This is a genomic window from Comamonas sp. NLF-1-9 (assembly GCF_019195435.1).
Lineage (GTDB): Bacteria > Pseudomonadota > Gammaproteobacteria > Burkholderiales > Burkholderiaceae_C > Comamonas_C.
This window is the reverse complement of sequence record NZ_CP078069.1, coordinates 2,629,093-2,649,659: the sequence shown is the minus strand read 5'-3', so window position 1 is coordinate 2,649,659 and position 20,567 is coordinate 2,629,093. Positions and strand designations below refer to the sequence as shown.

General features: G+C 69.7%; 21 protein-coding genes and 1 riboswitch. Of the genes, 5 read left to right on the top strand and 16 right to left on the bottom strand.

The features are described 5' to 3' along the window. Positions 1–41 precede the first annotated feature (41 nt). The 11 genes from thiE to KUD94_RS12660 all read right to left on the bottom strand — a co-directional run bounded on the left by thiE (position 42) and on the right by KUD94_RS12660 (position 12,351). Positions 42–671, bottom strand: a complete 630-nt coding sequence (gene thiE / locus KUD94_RS12710) for a thiamine phosphate synthase (RefSeq protein ID WP_218237556.1) — start codon at positions 669–671, stop codon at positions 42–44. Between the two features lie 7 nt (positions 672–678). Further along, a complete protein-coding gene (gene thiM, locus KUD94_RS12705; protein WP_218237555.1) occupies positions 679–1,497 on the bottom strand; it encodes a hydroxyethylthiazole kinase in 819 nt (272 codons plus the stop codon). Next, a riboswitch (TPP riboswitch) is annotated at positions 1,488–1,586 on the bottom strand. (Overlaps the previous gene by 10 nt.) 6 nt (positions 1,587–1,592) lie before the next feature. Then, positions 1,593–2,420 carry an NAD-dependent protein deacetylase gene (locus KUD94_RS12700; protein WP_218237554.1) on the bottom strand — a complete coding sequence of 276 codons (828 nt, stop codon included), beginning with the start codon at positions 2,418–2,420 and terminating at the stop codon, positions 1,593–1,595. 245 nt (positions 2,421–2,665) lie between these two features. Next, positions 2,666–5,197, bottom strand: a complete 2,532-nt coding sequence (locus KUD94_RS12695) for a bifunctional diguanylate cyclase/phosphodiesterase (protein ID WP_218237553.1) — start codon at positions 5,195–5,197, stop codon at positions 2,666–2,668. Between the two features lie 249 nt (positions 5,198–5,446). Continuing rightward, complete coding sequence (gene holA, locus KUD94_RS12690; RefSeq protein WP_218237552.1) at positions 5,447–6,511, bottom strand: DNA polymerase III subunit delta; 1,065 nt, start codon at positions 6,509–6,511, stop codon at positions 5,447–5,449. Between the two features lie 13 nt (positions 6,512–6,524). Then, complete coding sequence (gene lptE / locus KUD94_RS12685) at positions 6,525–7,028, bottom strand: LPS assembly lipoprotein LptE (protein WP_218237551.1); 504 nt, start codon at positions 7,026–7,028, stop codon at positions 6,525–6,527. A 4-nt stretch (positions 7,029–7,032) separates the two neighbouring features. Beyond that, positions 7,033–9,735 (bottom strand): leucine--tRNA ligase, encoded by a 2,703-nt coding sequence (leuS, locus tag KUD94_RS12680; protein WP_218237550.1) that lies wholly within the window; start codon positions 9,733–9,735, stop codon positions 7,033–7,035. A 72-nt stretch (positions 9,736–9,807) separates the two neighbouring features. Then, positions 9,808–10,242, bottom strand: a complete 435-nt coding sequence (locus tag KUD94_RS12675) for a biopolymer transporter ExbD (protein ID WP_218237549.1) — start codon at positions 10,240–10,242, stop codon at positions 9,808–9,810. Between the two features lies 1 nt (position 10,243). After that, a complete protein-coding gene (locus KUD94_RS12670) occupies positions 10,244–10,909 on the bottom strand; it encodes a MotA/TolQ/ExbB proton channel family protein (RefSeq protein WP_218237548.1) in 666 nt (221 codons plus the stop codon). Positions 10,910–10,928: 19 nt separating this feature from the next. After that, positions 10,929–11,744 carry a 4-hydroxy-tetrahydrodipicolinate reductase gene (dapB, locus tag KUD94_RS12665; RefSeq protein WP_218237547.1) on the bottom strand — a complete coding sequence of 272 codons (816 nt, stop codon included), beginning with the start codon at positions 11,742–11,744 and terminating at the stop codon, positions 10,929–10,931. Positions 11,745–11,805: 61 nt separating this feature from the next. Beyond that, the gene (locus KUD94_RS12660) at positions 11,806–12,351 is read right to left on the bottom strand and encodes an outer membrane protein assembly factor BamE (protein ID WP_218237546.1); all 546 of its coding nucleotides are present in this window, start codon (positions 12,349–12,351) and stop codon (positions 11,806–11,808) included. Between the two features lie 65 nt (positions 12,352–12,416). Here KUD94_RS12660 and fur point away from each other — a divergent pair, with 65 nt between their 5' ends. Beyond that, positions 12,417–12,851, top strand: coding sequence for a ferric iron uptake transcriptional regulator (gene fur, locus KUD94_RS12655; protein ID WP_304516286.1), 435 nt, complete (start codon positions 12,417–12,419; stop codon positions 12,849–12,851). Between the two features lie 13 nt (positions 12,852–12,864). On the opposite strand, the gene hprK is transcribed toward fur, so the two are convergent. The 3 genes from hprK to hpf all read right to left on the bottom strand — a co-directional run bounded on the left by hprK (position 12,865) and on the right by hpf (position 14,790). Further along, complete coding sequence (hprK, locus tag KUD94_RS12650; protein ID WP_218237545.1) at positions 12,865–13,827, bottom strand: HPr(Ser) kinase/phosphatase; 963 nt, start codon at positions 13,825–13,827, stop codon at positions 12,865–12,867. 25 nt (positions 13,828–13,852) lie between these two features. Continuing rightward, positions 13,853–14,329 carry a PTS sugar transporter subunit IIA gene (locus tag KUD94_RS12645; protein WP_146912304.1) on the bottom strand — a complete coding sequence of 159 codons (477 nt, stop codon included), beginning with the start codon at positions 14,327–14,329 and terminating at the stop codon, positions 13,853–13,855. Positions 14,330–14,439: 110 nt separating this feature from the next. Then, entirely contained in the window at positions 14,440–14,790 is a 351-nt protein-coding gene (hpf, locus tag KUD94_RS12640) for a ribosome hibernation-promoting factor, HPF/YfiA family (protein WP_218237544.1), read from the bottom strand. Positions 14,791–15,027: 237 nt separating this feature from the next. On the opposite strand from hpf, the gene KUD94_RS12635 reads away from it, so the two are divergent. After that, positions 15,028–15,945 carry a phosphoribosylaminoimidazolesuccinocarboxamide synthase gene (locus tag KUD94_RS12635; RefSeq protein ID WP_218237543.1) on the top strand — a complete coding sequence of 306 codons (918 nt, stop codon included), beginning with the start codon at positions 15,028–15,030 and terminating at the stop codon, positions 15,943–15,945. On the opposite strand, the gene KUD94_RS12630 is transcribed toward KUD94_RS12635, so the two are convergent. Both KUD94_RS12630 and trxA read right to left on the bottom strand, forming a co-directional pair. Continuing rightward, positions 15,935–16,774: an META domain-containing protein gene (locus KUD94_RS12630; protein WP_218237542.1), complete on the bottom strand. Its 840-nt coding sequence runs from the start codon at positions 16,772–16,774 to the stop codon at positions 15,935–15,937. The genes KUD94_RS12635 and KUD94_RS12630 overlap by 11 nt on opposite strands. Then, complete coding sequence (gene trxA / locus KUD94_RS12625) at positions 16,774–17,682, bottom strand: thioredoxin (RefSeq protein WP_218237541.1); 909 nt, start codon at positions 17,680–17,682, stop codon at positions 16,774–16,776. Before trxA ends, KUD94_RS12630 begins: the two co-directional genes overlap by 1 nt. 193 nt (positions 17,683–17,875) lie before the next feature. Between trxA and purE the strand changes: the two genes are divergently transcribed. The 3 genes from purE to KUD94_RS12610 are packed head-to-tail and all read left to right on the top strand — an operon-like array spanning position 17,876 to position 20,546. After that, positions 17,876–18,373 carry a 5-(carboxyamino)imidazole ribonucleotide mutase gene (purE, locus tag KUD94_RS12620; protein ID WP_218237540.1) on the top strand — a complete coding sequence of 166 codons (498 nt, stop codon included), beginning with the start codon at positions 17,876–17,878 and terminating at the stop codon, positions 18,371–18,373. Further along, positions 18,370–19,545 (top strand): 5-(carboxyamino)imidazole ribonucleotide synthase, encoded by a 1,176-nt coding sequence (locus tag KUD94_RS12615; RefSeq protein WP_218237539.1) that lies wholly within the window; start codon positions 18,370–18,372, stop codon positions 19,543–19,545. The genes purE and KUD94_RS12615 overlap by 4 nt, the downstream gene beginning before the upstream one ends. Before the next feature lie 2 nt (positions 19,546–19,547). Beyond that, positions 19,548–20,546, top strand: a complete 999-nt coding sequence (locus KUD94_RS12610) for an L-threonylcarbamoyladenylate synthase (protein ID WP_218237538.1) — start codon at positions 19,548–19,550, stop codon at positions 20,544–20,546. Positions 20,547–20,567 lie beyond the last annotated feature (21 nt).

The window sequence follows — 20,567 nt, the reverse complement described above, 5'->3', positions numbered from 1 at the left end:
CAGAAAAGGAACTACGATCCATTTATCGCGCTTCCAAGCGCTCATTTATCGCGGCGCGCTTCAACATCCGGCTGGCCGCAGATGGCCGACACCACCGCCACCCCCGCCACGCCGCAGCCGCGCACCTGCGCCACGCGGCCGATGTCGATGCCGCCAATCGCCACGCAGGGCCAGGGGCTGGCGCGGGCGATGCGGGCCAGAACTTCGGGGCCGCCGGCGGGCGCGGCGTCGGGCTTGGTCTGCTGCGCCCAGACCGGGCCGACGCCCAGGTAGTCCAGCGTGCCCTCGGGCAGGGCCAGCGCGGCCTGCAAGTGCCCCGGGGTCTGCACGGACAGGCCGAGCGAGCGCGCGGGGCCGATCAGGCGGCGCGCCTGCACAGGGTGCATGTCGCCCTGGCCGATGTGCGCGCCATCGGCGCCGATCTCGGCCACCAGGTGCACGCGGTCATTCACGATCAGCGGTACGCCGCTGCCCGCCAGCACCTGCACCAGCGCGCGCCCGAGCGCGACGAAATCGGCGTCGCTGCCCTGCGGTTCGCGCAGTTGCACCAGCGTGGCGCCCGCCGCGACGGCCTCGGCCACGGTGCGCTCGACGCCGTGGGCGCCGCACAAGCGCGTGTCGGTAATCAGATACAGCCGCAGGTCGAGCGGCGCGCGTGCCGGGGCGGTCATGCGCGCTTCAGGCCAGCTTCAGGCGCGCGGCCAGCGCCTCGGGCGTGAGCGCGTGCAGCTCGTCGATCAAGGCCACGGCAAAACTGCCCGGGCCGCGGCTGACCTGCGCCGCCGCGTCCGCCGCCACGGTGAGCAGCGCCGTGGCGGCTGCCGCCGCCAGCAGCGCGTCGTCCGTCACGCCCGCAAACGCTGCCATCAGCGCGCCCAGCGCGCAGCCCGCGCCGGTCACGCGCGTGAGCTGCGGGTGGCCGTTGGCAATACGCACCAGCCGCTCACCATCGGTGATCTGGTCGATCGCACCGCTCACCGCCACGACGCAGGCGTGCCTGCGCGCGAGCATCACGGCGGCGTCCACCGCCTGGTCGGCCCCGGCGGTCGATTCCACGCCCTTGCCGCCCTGGCCGCCGGCGAGCGCCAGGATTTCCGAGCCATTGCCGCGCACGATGGTCGGGCGGTGCTGCTCCAGCAGCTCCAGCGCGATCTCGGTGCGCCAGGGCAGCGCGCCGGCGGCCACCGGATCAAGCACCCAAGGCACGCGCGCACCGTGCGCGCCGCGCACCGCCGCGCGCATGGCCTGGGCGGTTTCCTCGTAGGGCGTACCGAGGTTGACGAGCACGCCGGCGCTGATCGCGGCAAAGCCCTCGGCCTCGCGCGCGTTGTCCACCATGGCCGGGGCGCAGCCCGCGGCCAGCAGCACGTTGGCGCTGAAGTTGGCGACGACGATGTTGGTCAGGCACTGCACCAGCGGCGCGCGCTCGCGCAGCGCGTGCAAGGCATCGGCAAACTGCCGCGGCTGCAGGGGATGGAGATTCAGGGATGAAGTCATGAGGACGTTCCTACGCCAGGATGATCTGGATCAGGTTCAACGGGTGTGCTCTCAGCACGGAAGGGCTCCGTGCACCCCGCGTCGAATGGACGATCTTAGGGCATGGCCGAGAAAGCCCCTCGCGCATCGCGCATTCCGGCCTGCAGCAGCGTCGCCAGTTGCGCCAATGTCTGGCCGACCGGCTGGCGCAGCTTGAGCGTCAACAGCTCATCGGCGCGCGTGCGCCCCAGGTTCACCGCGACGATGGGTTTGCCCCACTGGGCAGCGGCGCGCGCGAAGCGGTAGCCGGAAAACACCATGAGGGACGAGCCCGCAACCAGCAGCGCATCGGCCTGCTGCAGCGCGGCCATGGCGGTTTGCACGCGCTCGCGCGGCACGCTTTCGCCAAAAAAGACCACGTCGGGCTTGAGCACGCCGCTGCCGCAGGCAGGGCAGGCGGGCACGACGAAGCCGGAAAAATCCAGCCCGTCGAGGTAGGCGTCGCCGTCGGGCGCGCTCTGCACCTCTTCGGGCAGGCGGGCCTGCAACCAGGCGCCATTGGCCGCCTGCAGCCGGGCCTGGAAGTCGCCACGTGCCAGGGTGTGGCGGCAAGCCAGGCAGCGCACCGCGTCCAGCCGGCCATGCAGATCGAGCACCCGCTGGCTGCCCGCCGCCTGGTGCAGGCCGTCCACGTTCTGCGTGACCAGCAGCGCCACGCGGCCGGCGGCCTCCAGTTGCGACAGCGCCCGATGCGCGGGGCCGGGCCGGCTCGCGGCAATGCGCGGCCAGCCGATCATGGAGCGCGCCCAGTAGCGCTGGCGCGCCGCCGGCTCACGCGTGAACGCCTGCCAGGTCATGGGCGCGGGGCGTTTCCACTGGCCATCGAGATCGCGGTAGTCGGGAATGCCGCTTTCGGTGCTGCAGCCGGCGCCAGTCAGCACCATTAGGGCGACGCTGAACAAGCCCCTCGCGCGTCGCGCATCCCAGTCTGGGGCGGTCTGCGGCGTTGCAAATCCTCGCAATAGCTTCGGCTATTGCTGCGGTTTGCGCCTTGCAGCCCATCCCCACGCTGGGCGCGCGCCATCACGGGGGCTTGTCCAGCGTCGCCCTAGGCGCGGGTGTCGGCGCAGCAGCGCGGCCAGGGCGTGCAGCTCGTCGGTCATCGCAGGCGGGTGCTGCCCGGCAGCGTTCAGCGCGCACCCTGGCATTGCGCCGGCGCGTACTGGCGCGCCCATTCGATGAAGGCGGCAAGCGGCATCGGGCGCGCCCAGTGGTAGCCCTGCTGCAGCGTGCAGCCCAGGCGCTGCAGCGCGCGCGCCTGCTCGGCGGTTTCCACCCCTTCGCCAATCACCTCGCAGTGAAAGGCCTGGGCCAGGCCGACGATGCTTTGCACGATGGTCATGTCGTCGGGGTCGCTGAGCATGTCGCGGATGAAGCTCTGGTCGATCTTGAGCGCATCCATGGGCAGGCGGCGCAAATAGGTGAGTGAGGAGTAACCGGTGCCGAAGTCGTCCAGCGCCACGCGCATGCCCTTGGCGCGCAGGCGCGTGAGCTCGGCCGAGACGTGCTCGATGTTGTAGAGCGCGGCGCTTTCGATGATCTCCAGCTCGATCAGCGAAGCATCCACCTGCGGATAGCGCTCCAGGCACTGCAGCACCCACTGGGCAAAGCCCTGGTGCTGCAGGTACTGGGCGGAGATGTTCACGCTCAGCGCCAGCGTCCAGCCCGCGGCCTGCAGGCGACCAAGGCTGCGCAAGGCCTCGTCGAAGACCCAGCGGTCGAAGTCGATTTCCAGCGCGCTGCCGGCGAGCGCGGGCAGGAAGGCGGCCGGCGCCAGCACGCCGTCTTGCGGATGGTTCCAGCGGATCAGGCATTCGGCGCCGACGATGCGCGCCGTGCCCACGTGCACCTTGGGCTGCAGGTAGAGCTCGAACTCGCGCCGCTGGAGCGCCTGCTCCAGGTGCTGCAGCCGCGCCTGCTGCTCCTGCTGGTCGCGCGCGTGCAGCGCGTCGAAGCTGCAAAAGCGGTTGCGCCCGGCCTGCTTGGCCTGGTACATCGCCTGGTCGGCGTGGCGCAGCAGGGTGTCGGCGTCGGCATCCGGCGTGTCCTGCGGGTACAGGGTATAGCCCATGCTGGCGGTGACGCGCACCTGGTGCGCGCCCAGCATGTAGGGCCGGCACAGCCGCTGCATCAACTGGCGCAGCTTGCGCTCGCAGTCGCCGCGGCTGTTCAGGCCGGGCAGCAGGATGATGAATTCGTCCCCGCCCAGGCGCGCGGTGTGGTCCCCGCTGCGCAGCGCCGCGCCCAGGCGCCGCGCCACGCCCACCAGCAACTGGTCGCCCACGTCGTGGCCCAGGGTGTCGTTGACCGGCTTGAAGCGGTCCAGGTCCAGATACACCACGCCCAGCAGCGAGCCGCTGCGCCGCGCCAGCGCCATCTCGTCTTGCAGATGCTGGGCCAGCTTGAGCCGGTTGGGCAGCTGGGTGAGCACGTCGTAGTGCGCCAGATGGCGCAGTTGCTCCTGCTGCTCGAGCTGCTGGGTCACGTCCAGACTCACGCCCAGCATGCGCTGGCCTGCGCCCTGGCCGTCCTGGTTGACGATCTTGCCCAGGTTGCGTATCCAGCGCACCGCGCCGCCGCGACCGAGCACGCGCCAGGTCTGGTCAAACGGCTGCGAGGGCTGCTCGCGGTGCGCGCGCAGCGCCTGTTCCATGCCCTGGCGCTCGGCCTCGGTCATGCCGCTGCTCGCGCCCGGCCAGGGCCAGGGCCCGAGGCCGGGCGTGAGGCCGTGCATGGCGTGCCAGCGTTCGTCGCCGGTGATCTGGCCGCTGGCCAGATCCCAGTCCCACAGGCCGAGCGCCGCGGCCGAGACGGTCAGCGACAACAACTCCTCGCGCTCGCGAATGCGCTTTTCGTTGCGGATGCGCTCGGTCACGTCGTGCGCGGAAAACAGCCAGCAGGGCTCGCCGTGGTAGTCGAGCTCGCGGATCGACTGCACCACGGTGCGCTGCTGGCCGCCGCGGATGTAGAGCTTGATCTCGTGGTTGTCCAGCTGCCCCTGGGCGTCGATGGCGGCGATCATGCGCGCGCGGTCTTGGGGGTCGTACAAACCCATCTCGATCGCGCTCAGGCCGCTGGTTTCCTGCTGGTGGATGCCGGTCATCGCCTCCCAGGCGGGGTTGACCAGCAGGTATTTGTTGTCGCTGCGCCGCGAGATGCCCATGGGCAGCGGCACCATGCGAAAGATGTGCGACAGATGCCGCTCGGACTCGCGCAGCTGCTCTTCACGCCGGCGCGCCTCGTCGATGTCCTGCAAGATGCCGCGCAGGCAGCGCACGCGCCCGCCCTCGAACACCGGCTCGGCGGCCACCAGCACCCACAGCAGGCGCCCGTCGGCGCGCAAGACCTGCAGCGGCGCTGACCACGACAGGCCGGCACGCAGCCCGCTCAGCAGGTGTGCGCGCAGCTCGGCGCGCCAGGCCGGCGCGACATGGGTGTCGATCAGCCTGGCATCGACCGGGCTGCCCGGCGCCAGACCCAGCAGGGTGTTGCAGGTGTCGGTCCAGAGCGTGACGCCCTGGCCGGCGGTGATCTCCCACACGCCCAGGCCCGCCATGCGCCCGGCCTGCTGCAGCAGCGCAAGCAGCGCCTGTCTGCGGCCGCCGCGCGCTGGCGCGTCGGGGCCGTCGTCGGCGGGCGGCGGCAAGAGGGCATCGCTCATGGCGGCTCAGGATACCAACGGCCGCCGGCGTTTGCCAGAGCGCAAACACCGACCAGAGGCAATCGCCCATGCCGGGCGGCGCGCCAAGGCGACGCTGAACAAGTCCCCGCGATCGCGCGCGCCCAGCATGGGGATGGGCTGCAAGGCGCAAACCGCAGCAATAGCCGAAGCTATTGCGAGGATTTGCAAGGCCGGAGAACCGCCGCAGGCTGGGATGCGCGACGCGCGAGGGACTTGTTCAGCGTCGCCCTAACCCCTGGCGGCTTCGCCCTGCGCCACGCGGGCGAGCTGCTGCGCAAGCCGCGCGAGCGCAAGCCAGGGGTCGACAGGCCAGTCGGGTGCCGTGAGGCCCTTGACGATGCCGTCCACGCGGTGCGCAGACATCAATAGCTGCGCCAGACGTCGGCTGCCCAGGCGCGGCAGCAGGCGCTCGTACAGGCGCTCCTTCTTGCCCCAGACGCGCGCTTCGCGCAGCGCGGCGCCCAAGGGACGGCCGGCATCGACGGCGGCGCGCACCCGCGCGAGCTGGCGGATCTCTTCGGCCAGCGCCCAGTGCACCAGCACCTCGGCCTCGCCCTCGGCGCGCAGGCCGTCGAGCATGCGCTGCACCCGCGCCACCTGCCCGCTGAGCACCGCTTCGGAGAGCTGGAACACGTCGTAGCGCGCGACATTGAGCACGGCGGACTCGACCTGCTCTGCCGAGAGTTCGCCTGGCGGATAGAGCAGCGCGAGCTTCTGGATTTCCTGGTGCGCCGCCAACAGATTGCCCTCGACGCGGCCGGCAAAGAACTGCAGCGTGTGCTGGCCCTCGGCGCCCGCCGCCACGCGCTGGCCCTGCGCGGCCAGGCGTTCGGCGATCCAGCGCGGCAGCTGCTCGCGCGCGATGGGCTCGATCGCGATGCCGACGCCCGCGCCTTCCAGCGCGGCAAACCAGGCACTGGCGCGCGTGGCCCTGTCCATGCGCGGCAGGCTGATCAGGGTGAGCGTGCTGTCGTTGCCCTGCGCGGCGGCGGCGATCTGTTGCAGCGCGGCCGAACCGTCCTTGCCCGGCTTGCCGCCGGGAATGCGCAGCTCGATGATCTGTCGCTCGGCAAACAGGCTCAAGCTGCCACCTGCGGCGAGCACCGCGCCCCAGTCGAAGTGCGCGCCGCTCACGGTGAAGCTGCTGCGCTCGGTATAGCCCCGCGCGCGCGCGCTGGCGCGAATCGCGTCCTGCGCCTCTTGCTGCAGCAGCGGCTCGTCGCCATGCAACAGGTACAGGGGTTTGAGGCCCTTTTGCAAGTGGGCGTCGAGCTGGTTCAGGGCAAGCTGCATGGCGCGCCCCCGGCTAGCGCGGCGCCTTCGCCGCCGCCAGGCGGCGCACGATTTGCTGCACCAGGTCGGTCTGCATGTTGCGGTAGAGCAGCGCCTCTTCCGATTCCTTGGCGAGCGAGACGGATTCGCTGTAGCTCACGTCCTCGGTGCGCGCCAGGCGCGTGTCGCCTATCCACACGCCGCCGCGCTGGTCCCTGAGGCGAAAGTGCACAGACAAGCCCAGTTGCAGCTCGCGCACCTGGCCGGCCGTGGTCATGCCGACCACGGTACGGCTGCGCTGCTCGCCAAAGAGTTCCAGCACCACTTCGGCCTGGGCCTGCTGCCCGGGGTCGGTGTAGAGCAGCAGGCGCCCACCCGCGCCCTGCAGCGTGCGGATCAGCGGCTGGTTGAGCGAGGTGCCGCCGGGCGCAAGATAGAGCGAGGAAAAGGCGAATTCGGGCGCGCCGCGCAGGTGAAAGCCGCAGCCCGCCAGTGGCGCGGCGGCAAGCAGGGCGAGCAGGGTGCGGCGCCGGGGCATGGCTTCAGACGACGATGTTCACCAGGCGCCCGGGCACGACGATGAGCTTTTTCGGCGCCGCGCCCTGCATGAACTTCTGCGCCTCGGCGCTGGCCAGCGCCACCTGCTCGATCGCCGCCTTGTCGGCCCCTGCATCGACCTGGATGGCGCCGCGCAGCTTGCCGTTGATCTGCAGCACGAGTTCGATCTCGTCCTGCTTGAGCGCGTCTTCATCCACCTGAGGCCAGGGCGCGTCCAGCAGCTCGCCCAGCGCGCCGGCATAGCCCAGCTCCTGCCAGAGCACGTGGGTGAGGTGCGGCGTGGCCGGATAGAGCACGCGCAGCAAGATGCCATAGCCTTCGATCAGCGCGACCTGAGCGCCCGCGTCCTCCAGCGCCTTGAAGCCTTCGAGCGCATTGAGCATCTTCATCGCGCCCGAAACCACGGTGTTGTATTGCATGCGCTGGTAGTCGTAGTCCACCTGCTTGAGCACGCTGTGGATCTCCAGGCGCAGCGCCTTGGCAGGCTTGCCAAATTTCACGTCTTTTAGCGCCGTAGCGCCCGCCACGCTTGCGACAGCAGCTTTCATATCCATAGCAACAAGCTTGCTGCCAAACCCCCAGACCCGGCGCAGGAAGCGGCTGCTTCCCTCTACCGCCGCATCGTTCCACTCCAGCGTGAGTTCGGGCGGCGAGGTGAACATGGTGTACAGCCGCGCGGTATCGGCGCCGTAGCTGTCGATCAGCTCCTGCGGGTCGACGCCATTGTTCTTGGACTTGGACATGGTGCCCACGCCCTCGTAGTCGATGGGCGTGCCCACGCTCAAGAGGCCGTCGCCGCTTTCGGCCGGGGTCCTCAGCCGGGCGCCGACGATCTTGCCGGCCTCGTCGAGCACGTGCTCCACGTCCTTGGGCCAGAAGTAGTCCTTGCCGCCCTTGGCGTTGCGCCGGCTGTAGATGTGGTTCAAGACCATGCCCTGGGTGAGCAGGCGGGTGAAGGGCTCGTCGACCTGGACCAACCCGAGGTCGCGCATCACCTTGGTCCAGAAGCGCGCGTACAGCAGGTGCAGGATGGCGTGCTCGATGCCGCCGATGTACTGATCCATCGGCATCCAGTATTTCGCCCCATTCGCCACCATCGCCTGGTCGTTCTTCGGGTCGCAATAGCGCATGAAGTACCAGGAGCTGTCGACGAAGGTGTCCATGGTGTCGGTCTCGCGCCGCGCGGGTTTGCCGCAGCACGGGCAGGGCACGTTCAGGAAGGCTTCGCACTTGTTCAAGGGGTTGCCGCTGCCATCGGGCACCAGACCCTCGGGCAGCACCACCGGCAAATCCTTTTCGGGCACCGGCACCACGCCGCAGTCCTTGCAATGGATGATGGGAATCGGCGTGCCCCAGTAACGCTGGCGCGAGATGCCCCAGTCGCGCAGCCGCCAGGTGGTCTTCTTCTCGCCCAGGCCTTTTTCGGCCAGCAGCGCGGCGACCTTGTCCACCGCCTGCGCATGCGGCAGGTCGTCGAGCACGCCGGAGTTGACGCAGTACGCGCGCGCCTTCTCGCCATACCACTCCTGCCAGGCGTCCAGCGAGAAGCTTTCGCCTTCGACCGCCACCACCTGCCGGATCGGCAGCTTGTACTTCCTGGCAAAGGCAAAGTCGCGCTCGTCGTGCGCCGGCACGCCCATCACCGCGCCGTCGCCGTAGCTCATCAAGACGTAGTTGCCCACCCACACCTCGACCGGCGCGCCAGTCAGAGGGTGCGTGACCGTGAGGCCCGTGGGCATGCCCTCTTTTTCTTTCAGCGCCAGCTCGGCCTCCGTGGTGCCGCCTTCCTTGCAGTGGGCGATGAATTCGGCGAGCTTCGGGCTCGTTCGTGCCGCGTGCGCGGCCAGCGGGTGCTCGGGCGCGACGGCGCAAAAGGTCACGCCCATGATGGTGTCGGCGCGGGTGGTGAAGACGTACATCCTGCCGTCTTGTATGAGCTTGCCGTCCGCGTCCTTGATGTCGTGGGTGAAGGCAAAACGCACGCCGCTGGATTTGCCTATCCAGTTCTCCTGCATCAGCCGCACCTTGTCGGGCCAGCCGGTGAGTGTGGCCTTGTCGCCGCCGAGCTGCACGTGGTCCAGGAGCTCTTGCGCGTAGTCGGTGATCTTCAGGTAGTAGCCGGGGATTTCGCGTTTTTCCACCAGCGCGCCGGTGCGCCAGCCTCTGCCGTCGATCACCTGCTCGTTGGCGAGCACCGTCTGGTCCACCGGGTCCCAGTTCACCACCTGGGTCTTGCGGTAGGCGATGCCTTTTTCCAGCATCTTCAGAAACAGCCACTGGTTCCACTTGTAGTACTCGGGCGAGCAGGTGGCGACCTCGCGGCTCCAGTCGATCGCCAGGCCCATGGCCTGCATCTGGCCCTTCATGGTGGCGATGTTGTCCCAGGTCCATTGCGCGGGCGGCACCTTGTTCTTGAGCGCGGCGTTCTCCGCCGGCAGGCCGAAGGCGTCCCAGCCCATGGGCATGAGCACGTTGTAGCCGCGCATGCGCAGGCTGCGCGTGAGCATGTCGTTGATGGTGTAGTTGCGCACGTGGCCCATGTGCAGCTTGCCGCTGGGGTAGGGCAGCATGGAGCAGGCGTAGAACTTGGGCTTGCTCTGGTCTTCGCTCACCCGGTAGGCGTCGGTGGCGGTCCAGTGGGCGTGCGCGGCGCGCTCCACGGCGGCGGGATCGTATTTGTCTTGCATGGGTCGCTGAAAAAACAAACGGCCACGCGGGCGGCGTGGCGGCGGTCAATTCTAGGCGTTCGCCCCGGGCGCTCAGCGCTCGCCGGCGCCCGGCGCGGGCTGCGTGGCAAAGGCGATGCGCTGCAGGCCCGCAAGCTGCAGCGCCTCGATCAGCTGCACCACCCGGCCGTAGGGCACGGCGGTGTCGGCGCGCAGCTGCACCTCGCGCTGCGGTGCTTGCTGCGCGGCGCGGCGCAGGCGCGCGGCCAGCGCGTCGGGCGCTATCGGCTGCTCGTCCATGAAGACCGTGCCCGCGGCGTCCAGCGACAACACCAGCGTGGCGCCGGCGTCTTCACCCGGGTGGCTTTGTTCGGTCTGCGGCAGCTCCAGCCGGATGCTGCTGGCGAGCAGCGGCGCCGCCAGGATGAAGATCACCACCAGCACCAGCATCACGTCCACCAGCGGCGTGACGTTGATCTCACTCATCGCACGCGGCGCGGCCGGTTCGGCGAAGCGTCCGAAGGCCATGTCAGCGCCCCGGCGCGGGGGCGTCGAGCACCAGCGCATGCAAGTCGTGCGCCAGGCCTTCGAGCTCGGCCTCCACCTCGCCCGCCGAGCGGCCAAAGCCGTTGTAGGCCAGCACCGCCGGAATCGCTGCCGCCAGGCCGGCCGCGGTCATGATGAGCGCCTCGCCCACAGGGCCGGCCAGGCGCTCGATGCTGATCTGGCCGCCGCCGGCCAGCTGCGTGAGTGCATGCTGAATGCCCCACACCGTGCCCAGCAGCCCGACGAAGGGCGCGGTGGCGCCCACGGTAGCCAGCAGCACCTGGCCCCAGCGCAGCCGGGCCAGCGCCGCATGCAAGGCGCCGCGCAGTGCGCGCGTGGCGCGCTGCGCCAACGGCGCCTGCTGTGCCAGCGCGCCGGAGCCCCCTGCGTCGTGCAGCCCGGCAGCCGCGGCCACCAGCGGCCAGACCAGGGCGTGGCGGTCGAGCGCGCGGATGCGCTGCAGCGCCGGCTCCAGCGCGGGCGCGGCCCAGAGCTGCTCGGCCGCGCGCGCCACGTCGCTGCGCGCCTGCGCCATCAGGCGCAGCTTGTAGAGGATGACTACCCAGCTCGCGACCGACATGGCGAGCAAGACCACGGCGCAGGCCTGGATGACGGCGTCGGCCTCGCGCAGCCAATGCAATGCGTTCATGCGCTTTGCCGCCCGCCGCTCAGCGCAGGCCGAGCACGTCGAACATGTCGAACAGGCCGCGCGGCTTGTCCGCCAGCCAGCGCACCGCGCGCAGGCTGCCTTGGGCGTAGCCGGCGCGGCTGCCCGAGCGGTGGGTGATCTCCACGCGCTCGCCGGTGCCGGCAAACAGCACGGTGTGGTCGCCCACGATGTCGCCGCCGCGCACCGTGGCAAAGCCTATCGCGCCGGCCGGGCGTTCGCCGGTGTGACCGTAGCGCTCATAGACCGCGCGCTCGGCCAGTTGCGTGCCTTGGGCCTGGGCGATGACCTCGCCCATCTTGAGCGCGGTGCCCGAGGGCGCGTCCACCTTGTGCTTGTGGTGCGCCTCGATGATCTCGATGTCGTAGCCCTCGCCCAGCGCCCTGGCGGCGAGTTCGAGCAGCTTCATCGTGACGTTCACGCCAACGCTCATGTTGGGCGCCAGCACGATCGCGACCTTTTCGGCCGCTTGCGCAATCGCCGCCTTGCCGGCGTCGTCAAAACCCGTAGTGCCTATGACCATCTGCACGCCCAGCTCGGCGCAGACCCGGGCGTGCGCGAGCGTGCCTTCGGGCCGCGTGAAGTCGATCAGTACGTCGCAGCCCGCAAGGCCTGCGCGCAGGTCGGCGGTGACCGGCACGCCACTGCTGCGCCCGAGGAAGGCGGTGGCGTCCGCGCCGACGGCCGGGCTGGCCGCGACGTCGAGTGCGCCGCTGAGCACGCCGTCGGTGCCGGCAAGCACCGCCTCGATCAACATGTGGCCCATGCGGCCGCTGGCTCCGGCCACGGCGATGCGCCGTGCGTTGGTGGATGTCATGCCGTCCTCGCTCATCTGGGGTGTGCTGGGCTGGCGGGCGCGCCCGCGCCCCGCCCCGGGTTCACTGGCCCGCCGGCTCCAGCGGCGGGTAATTGCCGCCGGCCGGCGGCTTGGGCGCCGCTGCTGCCTTGTCGGCCGGCGCCTCGCTCTTGGGGAAGCGTGCGAGCTGCTCCTCGCTCGCCTGCAGCTGGGGCACTTTGGACGGCTTGACGCTGGAGCCGAGCGAGGCGACGAATTCCTCCTCGGTGGGCATCTCGTCGCCCTCGGCGTGATCGAAGCGGTCGTCCTTGAAGAACACCGCCAGATGGCGCGCCTGGTCTTCCACGCCCTGGCGGCGGATGGTGAAGACGTATTCCCAGCGGTCGGCGTGAAACAGGCTGGTCATCAGCGGCGTGCCCAGGATCTCGCGCACCTGCTGGCGGCTCATGCCGGGCTGCAGCGCCTGCACCTGTTCGCGCGAGACGAAATTGCCCTGCACCACGTCGGCGCGGTAGGGCGTGACCATGCTGGCCAGGCGGTCTGCCGAACCGGCACAGCCCGCCAGCGAGCCCGCGGCAAGCAGGGCAAGAGCGCCCAGGCGGGCGCCCGAACGGAAGGAGACTGACATGGTTTTCGGTATCCGGACTATGATCGGTTTCATTGTAGCGACAGGCTTTTGTCTGCCAGCGACACATGTCCCGCACCATGACCAGCAATATCGAAGAGCTCAAGAGCACCGGCCTGAAGGCGACGCTGCCGCGGCTGAAGATTCTGGAGATTTTCCAGCAGAGCAAGCAGCGGCACCTGACGGCCGAGGACGTCTTTCGCGTGCTGCTGGAAGAACGCTCGGACATAGGCCTGGCCACGGTGTACCGCGTGCTCACCCAGTTCGAGCAGGCCGGCATCCTGATGCGCAGCAATTTCGACGGCGGCAAGGCGGTCTATGAGCTCGACGAGGGCCAGCACCACGACCACTTCATCTGCACCGGCTGCGGCAAGGTCGAAGAATTCTTCGACCACGAGATCGAGGCGCGCCAGCAGCTCATTGCCAAGCAGCGCGGCTGGCAGGTGCACGACCACGCCATGTCGCTCTACGGCTTGTGCGCCAAGTGCGCGGCCGGCCATTGAACCGCGTTCCGCGCTAGCCCTGATCCGCATCCCCGTCGAGCATCGCCTGGCGGTGGCGCGCAACGAACTCCTGGTAGGTGTCGATGCCGCGAAACTGCAAGATGGTGTTGCGCACCGCGGCCTCTACCAGCACCGCGATGTTGCGCCCCGCCACGACTTCGACGATCACCTTGCGTATCGGCACGCCGAGCACGTCCTGGGTGAGCGGCTCGCCGGGCAGGCGCTCGTAGTCGCGCTCCAGCGTCTCCTTGCGCACAAGATGCACGATCAGGCGCAGCCGCATGCGCCGGCGCACCGCGTTCTCGCCAAAGATCGCGCGGATGTCCAGAAGCCCTATGCCGCGCACCTCCACGAGGTTTTGCAGCAGTTCCGGGCAGCGCCCCTCGATGGTGCTCTGGTTGATGCGCGACAGATCGACGATGTCGTCGGCCACCAGGCCGTTGCCGCGCGTGATCAGCTCCAGCCCCAGCTCGCTCTTGCCCAGGCCCGACTCGCCGGTGATCAGCACGCCCAGGCCCAGAATGTCCATGAACACGCCGTGCATCGAGGTGCGCTCGGCAAAGTGCTTGGACAGGTAGCCGCGCAGCACGTCGATGACGAAGGCCGAGGACTCCGCGGTGGCAAACAGCGGCAGTTGCGCGCGGTCGCACATGCGCAGCAGCTCGCCGGGCGGCGCCTGGCCGTCGGCCAGCACCAGCACCGGCGGCTCCAGCGTGAGGATGCGCGCCAGGCGCCGCTGACAATCGGCCGCGCTGCCGTTGGTGAGGTAGGCGACCTCGCGCTGGCCAATGATCTGCGCGCGGTAGGGGTGGATGTAGTTCAGGTGCCCGACCAGGTCGGCGCTGGAGCTGGCGGCGCGCACCGCCACGTCTTCGAAGCGGCGCTCGGCAGCGCCCTGGCCCGCCAGCCACTGCCAGCGCAGCAGGCTGGAGAACTCCTGGAACAGGGCGTCGGCGCTGACGACGTTGGCTTGCATCTGGCGCCGCCGCCTGCGTGCGCACTCAGGCGCTGTGCGCCGCCTGGGTGCTCTGCCAGCCGGCAATCAGGCCGTGCAGCTCGGCCGCGTCCTGGCAGGCCTTGATGCGTTCGCGCGTGGGCGTGTCGCCCAGCAGCTCGGCGATCTCGGAGAGGATTTCCAGGTGCTTTTGCGTCGCCGCTTCGGGCACCAGCAGGAAGATCAAGAGCGTGACCGGCAACTCGTCGGGCGCATCGAACCCTATGGGCTGGCGCAACTGGAACACCGCGGCCATCGGAGCCTTGAGGCCCTTGATGCGCCCATGCGGTATCGCCACGCCGTGCCCCAGGCCGGTGGAGCCCAGGCGCTCGCGTGCAAACAGGCTGTCGGTGATGAGCGCGCGCGAGAGCCCGTGCTGGCTCTCGAACAGCAGGCCCGCCTCTTCAAAGGCGCGCTTTTTGCTGGTCACGTCAACACCCACGAGCACTTGCGCGGGCGGCAATATGGAAGCGAGTCGGTTCATGGCGAATGGGTGGCAATTATGCACAATCAGAGTAAACCCTGAGACGCGAGACATCCGGACACAAAAAAAACCACCCGTTGCCGGGTGGTTCGGGTGCGCGTGAGGGCCGCTCAGCCCATGGCGCCCGCGGCCTGCAGCGTGCTGCGGCGCAGCTCGGCCTGGTGGTCCTGGGTGCGTGTCTTGTGGCGCACCACCTGGCGGTCGAGCTTGTCCATGAGCGCATCGATGGCCGCGTACAGGTCGAAGTGGCTCGCCTGGGCGAACAAGTCGGTGCCCTTGACGCGCACATTGCATTCGGCGCGCTGGCGTTTTTCCTTTTCCTTCTGTTTTTCCACGGTGAGCAAGACCTTGATGTCGACCACCTGATCGAAATGGCGAGTGAGCCGGTCCAGCTTGGAGGTAACGTAGCCGCGCAAGGCGGGCGTCACTTCGAGATGATGGCCACTGATCGTCAAATTCATGGAACTCTCCTGTGATGCACAGCTGAAAAACGCCACTGCAGTGCAAACCGCAGCGGCCGACGAATCCGTTCTGCGTGGAACTGCCACTATGCACCGGCGGGCGCACAGGGCAAGCACGCCCGAGCAGTGCACGTGGGCATGGCCCTGCGAGGGCAAAAAACGCTGCACAATGGCGGGATTGCCCGTAACGCCGCCGCCCTGCATCCGCGCACGCCGGCGGCTTTTTCTTCGCCGCCCATGACCGCCGCCGCTGCCCCTGCCCTGCATACCTCGTCCCTGCATTCCCTGGCGCTGCTCGCGCGCGGCAAGGTGCGCGACAACTACGCGGTAGGCGAAGACCGCCTGCTGATGGTGGCGAGCGACCGGCTCTCGGCCTTCGACGTCATCATGGGCGAGCCGATTCCGGGCAAGGGACAGCTGCTCACGCAGATGGCGCTGTTCTGGTTCGAGCGCCTGGCCCACATCGTGCCCAACCACCTCACGGGCGAAGCGCCCGAGAGCGTGGTCGCGCCCGACGAACTGCCCCAGGTGCAGGGGCGCGCGATGCTGGTGCAGCGCCTGCGCCCGATTGCCATCGAGGCGGTGGTGCGCGGCTATCTCGCCGGCAGCGGCTGGAAGGAATACCAGGCAGGGCGCAAGGTCTGCGGCGTGCCGCTGCCCGAGGGCCTGCGCAACGCTTCGCGCCTGCCGCGGCCGATCTACACGCCTGCGGCCAAGGCGGCCTCGGGCCACGACGAGAACATCAGTTTCGAGCAGACGGTGCAGATGGTGGGCCCGCAGCTCGCGGCGAAGATCCGCGACACCAGCATCCGCCTGTATGAGGAGGCGGCGGCCTTCGCCCTGACCAAGGGCTTGATCATTGCCGACACCAAGTTCGAGTTCGGCCTGAACCCGGGCGGCGAGCTGGTGCTGATGGACGAGGTGCTCACGCCCGACAGCTCGCGCTACTGGCCGCTGCAAGAGCACGAGGCGGCGCTGGCCAGTGGCAGGAACCCGCCGAGCTTTGACAAGCAGTTCGTGCGCGACTGGCTGGAGCAGGTGAGGGTAGACGGTCAGCCCTGGAACAAGACGGCGCCGGCGCCGCAACTGCCGCCCGAGGTGATTGCGAAAACCGCCGCCAAGTACCGCGAAGCCTGGCAGCGGCTCACTGGCTGAGCGGCGGCGTCTGCGGCGCCAGCGGCGCGATGCCCTCCTGGCGCGCCGTGAAGCGCAGCAGCGGCCGGCCATCGGCCGCGCGCAGCTCCAGCGTGCGCCCGCGCTGCCGATACGAAGCCACGAGCGGCAGGCGCTCGAAGAACAAGGCCTCGCGCAGGCCGGTGGTCAGGCACAGGCGCAGCGTGGAGTTCAACTGGGCAAAGCGCAGCGCCGCGCCCTGCAGCCGGTAACTGCCCGTCAGGCGGTTGCAGCCGCCCGCGCCGCTCAGGCGCTCGCTCGCACCGTCGAGCAGCAGGTGCGCCGCCATGGCCGGGTCTGCAGGGTCCGGCGCTGCCGGCGCGTCGCTGTCGGGCGCATCGACGATCTCGCTCAGCTCCCACCAGGTCTGCGTCAGCGCGACCTCGGCCTGGGCGTTGGCGGGCAGCAGGCTCACTGGGCTGAGGCGCAGGTCCACATGGCGCAGGCCGGGGTCGAGCAGCACCACCGCTTCGGGCCGGGTGTAGAGCAGCAGCCGCCCGCCTTGCAGCACCCCGGCCTGCACGGTGTAGCGAGCGCCGGCGCGGATCTCGCTCTGGTGGTAGGGCAGGCGCAGGGCGTAAGGAGGCGAGCCGGCATCGTCGCTGCGCTGGCGCGCCAGCGCTACGGGCGGCGCGCCGTCTTCGGGCCAGACGAGCAGGGCCGCTTCGAACACCGTGTCGGGCGGCAGCAGCATGGGCGCGCGTGTCAGCGCCAGGCCGCTGAGCTGTGCGTCGGGCGGCGGCGCGCTGGCGCAGGCAGCAAGCAGCAGCGCCGCGAGCAGCGCCGGCGCGCCCGCGCCGCGCCGCGCCATCAGCTCAGCACGACGCTGGACAGCCGCCTGCGGTAGCTGGCCACGACCGGGTCCTGGGGCGGAATCTGCCCATCGGCCACCTTCACGCGTGGCGGCTCGATCAGGTCGAGCACGGCCACATAGGCTTTGCGCGCCGCGCCGTCCTCCCAGCCCTTGTCGCGCATCAGGATTTCCAGCAGCTCGTCCATGGCCTCGGTAAAGCGCTGTGCAGCGACAAGGAAGCGGGCCCGGCCAAAGCGGGCCGCAAAGTCGCGCTTGTTCGCCGCAATCTGCTTGTCGAATTCGAGGATGGCGCCCTGCCCGTCTGCGTGTTCGGCCACCGCATCCAGGGCGTCGAGCCAGAACTTCAAGGCCGCCAGGCGCTGCACGCCCTCGGCCTTGGCGGCCACCGGCGCAAACGCCGTGCGCGCCGCGTCGACCTGGCCGAGCTGCAGCAACAGGCGCACCAGATCAAAGCGCGCATCGTCGTTGTTCGGGTCGGCCTGGAGCGCCTGCTGCAACTGCTCCAGCGCGCTGGCCGGGTCGCCGCCATCGAGCGCCTGCTGCGCCTGCTCGTGTTCATCCATGGCCTGCTGCTCCTCGGCGCCGGGCAGGTGCTTGTCGAGGAAGGCGCGCACCTGGGTTTCGGGCAGTGCGCCCATGAAGCCGTCGACCGGCTGCCCGTCCATCATCAGCACCACAGTGGGAATGCTGCGCACGCCAAACATGGCGGCAAGCTGCTGCTCCTGGTCGGAATCGATCTTCACGAGCTTGAAGCGCCCGGCGTATTCGGTCTCCAGTTTCTCCAGGATGGGGCCCAGGGTTTTGCACGGGCCGCACCACGGCGCCCAGAAATCCACCAGCACGGGCACCTGCCGGGATGCAGCGATGACCTCGGCCTCAAAGCTTGCCACGGTGACGTCCATCATGATTACGCTCCTGCAAATCGGTGGCGGCAAACCTCATGCCGCGCAAACTGGCTGAATTGTCCCGTATCCGGCGGGCAGGCTCGGCGCCCGGCCCCATGCCGGCGCGCGGGCGCGCGGGGCAGGCGCGGCGCCTGCGTCCTAAAATCCGCTGTTTTCGCCCTGCGGCCCCTGCTGCGCGCCGCTCTCCTCGAACATGAACCCCACCCAGATAGGCGTGGTCATGGGCTCTTCCAGCGACTGGGAGACCATGCAGCATGCCGCCGCCATCCTCGAGCAGTTCGGCGTTGCCCACGAGACGCGCGTGGTCTCGGCCCACCGCATGCCCGACGACATGTTCGCCTATGCCGAAGCCGCCGAGGGCCGCGGCCTGAAGGCGATCATCGCCGGCGCCGGCGGCGCGGCCCATCTGCCGGGCATGCTCGCGGCCAAGACCTGCGTGCCGGTGCTGGGCGTGCCGGTGGCAAGCCGCCATCTGCAGGGCGTCGATTCGCTCTACTCCATCGTGCAGATGCCCAAGGGTGTGCCGGTGGCAAGCTTTGCGATCGGCCCGGCCGGTGCGGCCAATGCCGCGCTGTTCGCGGTAGCGCTGCTGGCCAACGAGGCGCCGGCGCTGCGCGCGCAACTGCAGGCCTTTCGCGCCCGGCAAACCGAGGCGGCGCGCGCCATGGCGCTGCCCCGCGCGCAAGCATGAACGCAGCCACGCAGCGCCAGCCCATCCTGCCCGGCGCGACGCTGGGCGTGCTCGGCGGCGGGCAGCTCGGGCGCATGTTCGTGCAAGCGGCGCAGAGCATGGGTTATTTCACCGCCGTGCTCGACCCGGACGCGCACAGCCCCGCCGGGCGCGTGAGCCACCATCACATTCGCAGCGGCTATGAAGACGCGCAAGGCCTGGCCGAGCTCGCACGGCTGTGCGCTGCGGTGACCACCGAGTTCGAAAACGTGCCGGCCGCCGCGCTCGAGCAGCTTGCCGGCCGCCTGCCCGTGGCCCCTGCCGCCGCGAGCGTGGCCGTCGCCCAGCACCGCGCGCGCGAGAAGGCGCACTTCGTGCACTGCGGCGTGCCGGTGGCGCCGCATGCCGTCATCGAAACCGCGCAGCAACTGGCCGCCGTGGATGCGCGGCTGCTGCCGGGCATCCTCAAAACCTCGACCCTGGGCTACGACGGCAAGGGGCAGATCCAGGTCGGCACGGCGCAAGAGCTCGCCGCTGCCTGGGAGCAATTGCACAAGACCCCGTGCGTGCTGGAAAAGCGCCTGGCGCTGGACTTCGAGTGCTCGGTAGTGCTGGCGCGCGGCCGGGATGGCCGCTCGGTGCACCTGCCGGTGCAGCGCAACCTGCATCGCGGCGGCATTCTCGCCGTGACCGAAGTTCATGCACAAAATATGCCTGAAACGCTTGCTGCACAAGCGCTGGCAGCTTCCAAATCCATAGCTGAAGGCCTGGACTACGTGGGCGTGCTCTGCGTGGAGTTCTTCGTGCTGCAGGACGGCTCGCTGGTGGTCAACGAGATCGCGCCGCGCCCGCACAACAGCGGGCACTGGAGCATCGACGGCTGCGACAGCTCGCAGTTCGCGCTGCAGGTGCGCGCGATGACCGGCCTGCCGCTGGCCGCGCCGCGCCAGCACAGCCCGGCCATCATGCTCAACCTGCTGGGCGATCTTTGGCTGCAAGATGGCCACACCCCGCGCACGCCGCCGTGGGCACAGGTGCTGGCGCTGCCCGGCTGCCACCTGCACCTGTACGGCAAGGCCGAGGCGCGCGCCGGGCGCAAGATGGGCCACCTGACGGTGACCGGCGCGCACATCGACACGGTGCGCGCCAGCGCCCTGCGCGCTGCCGAACTGCTGGGCATGGCCCCGTTCTGAACATGCTGCTGGACGGCACGCTGCCCGCCTCCATCGCCCGCGCGGTGCAGGCGCTGGCGCGTGGCGAGCTGCTGGGCCTGCCTACCGAAACCGTCTATGGCCTGGCGGCCAACGCCGACGACGGCGCCGCAGTGGCGCGCATCTTCAGCACCAAGGGCCGGCCGAGCAACCATCCCTTGATCGTGCATGTAGCCGATCGCGCCGCCGCCGGCCACTACGCCGCCAGCGTGCCCGACTTTGCCGAAAAGCTCATGGCCGCGTTCTGGCCCGGGCCCTTGACCCTCATCCTGCCGCGCCGCGCGGGCGTGGCCGAAGCCGCTGCCGGCGGCCAGGACAGCGTGGGCCTGCGCTGCCCCGCGCACCCGCTGGCGCAGCAGCTGCTGGCCGCCTGCGCCGCGCACCAGCCGCCCATTCGCGGCCTGGCCGCGCCCAGCGCCAACCGCTTCGGGCGCGTGAGCCCGACCACTGCCGAGCACGTGCGCCAGGAGTTTGGCGATGCGCTGCTGGTGCTCGACGGCGGCGCCTGCGAAGTAGGCATCGAATCGACCATCATCGACTGCACGCGCGGCGTACCGGTGCTGCTGCGCCCCGGCGTGCTCGACCTGGCCGCGCTGGCCCGGGCCTGTGGCCAAAGCATACTTTCAAAAGAGGAGCTGCCGACGCAGCAACCACGGGCGTCTGGCACGCTTTTGATGCATTACGCACCCCAGGCGCCGCTGCGGCTGATGGATGCGCGCCAGCTGCAGACCGCACTCGATCTGCTGGGCGGCGAGGACGCGCGCATCGCGGTCTGGGCGCGCACGCCGCTGCGTGCAGCCTCTTCGCGGGTACTGCTGCAGCCCATGCCCGACGAAGCCGGCGCCGCCGCCCATGCGCTGTTCGCCCAGTTGCGCGCCTTCGATGAAGCCGGCGCGCGGCTGATCTGGGTCGAGACGCCGCCGCCCGCTGCCGCCTGGGACGGCGTGCGCGACCGCCTGCAGCGCGCCGCCGCCGCGCCCTGAAGGCGCACGGGCCATCCCTTA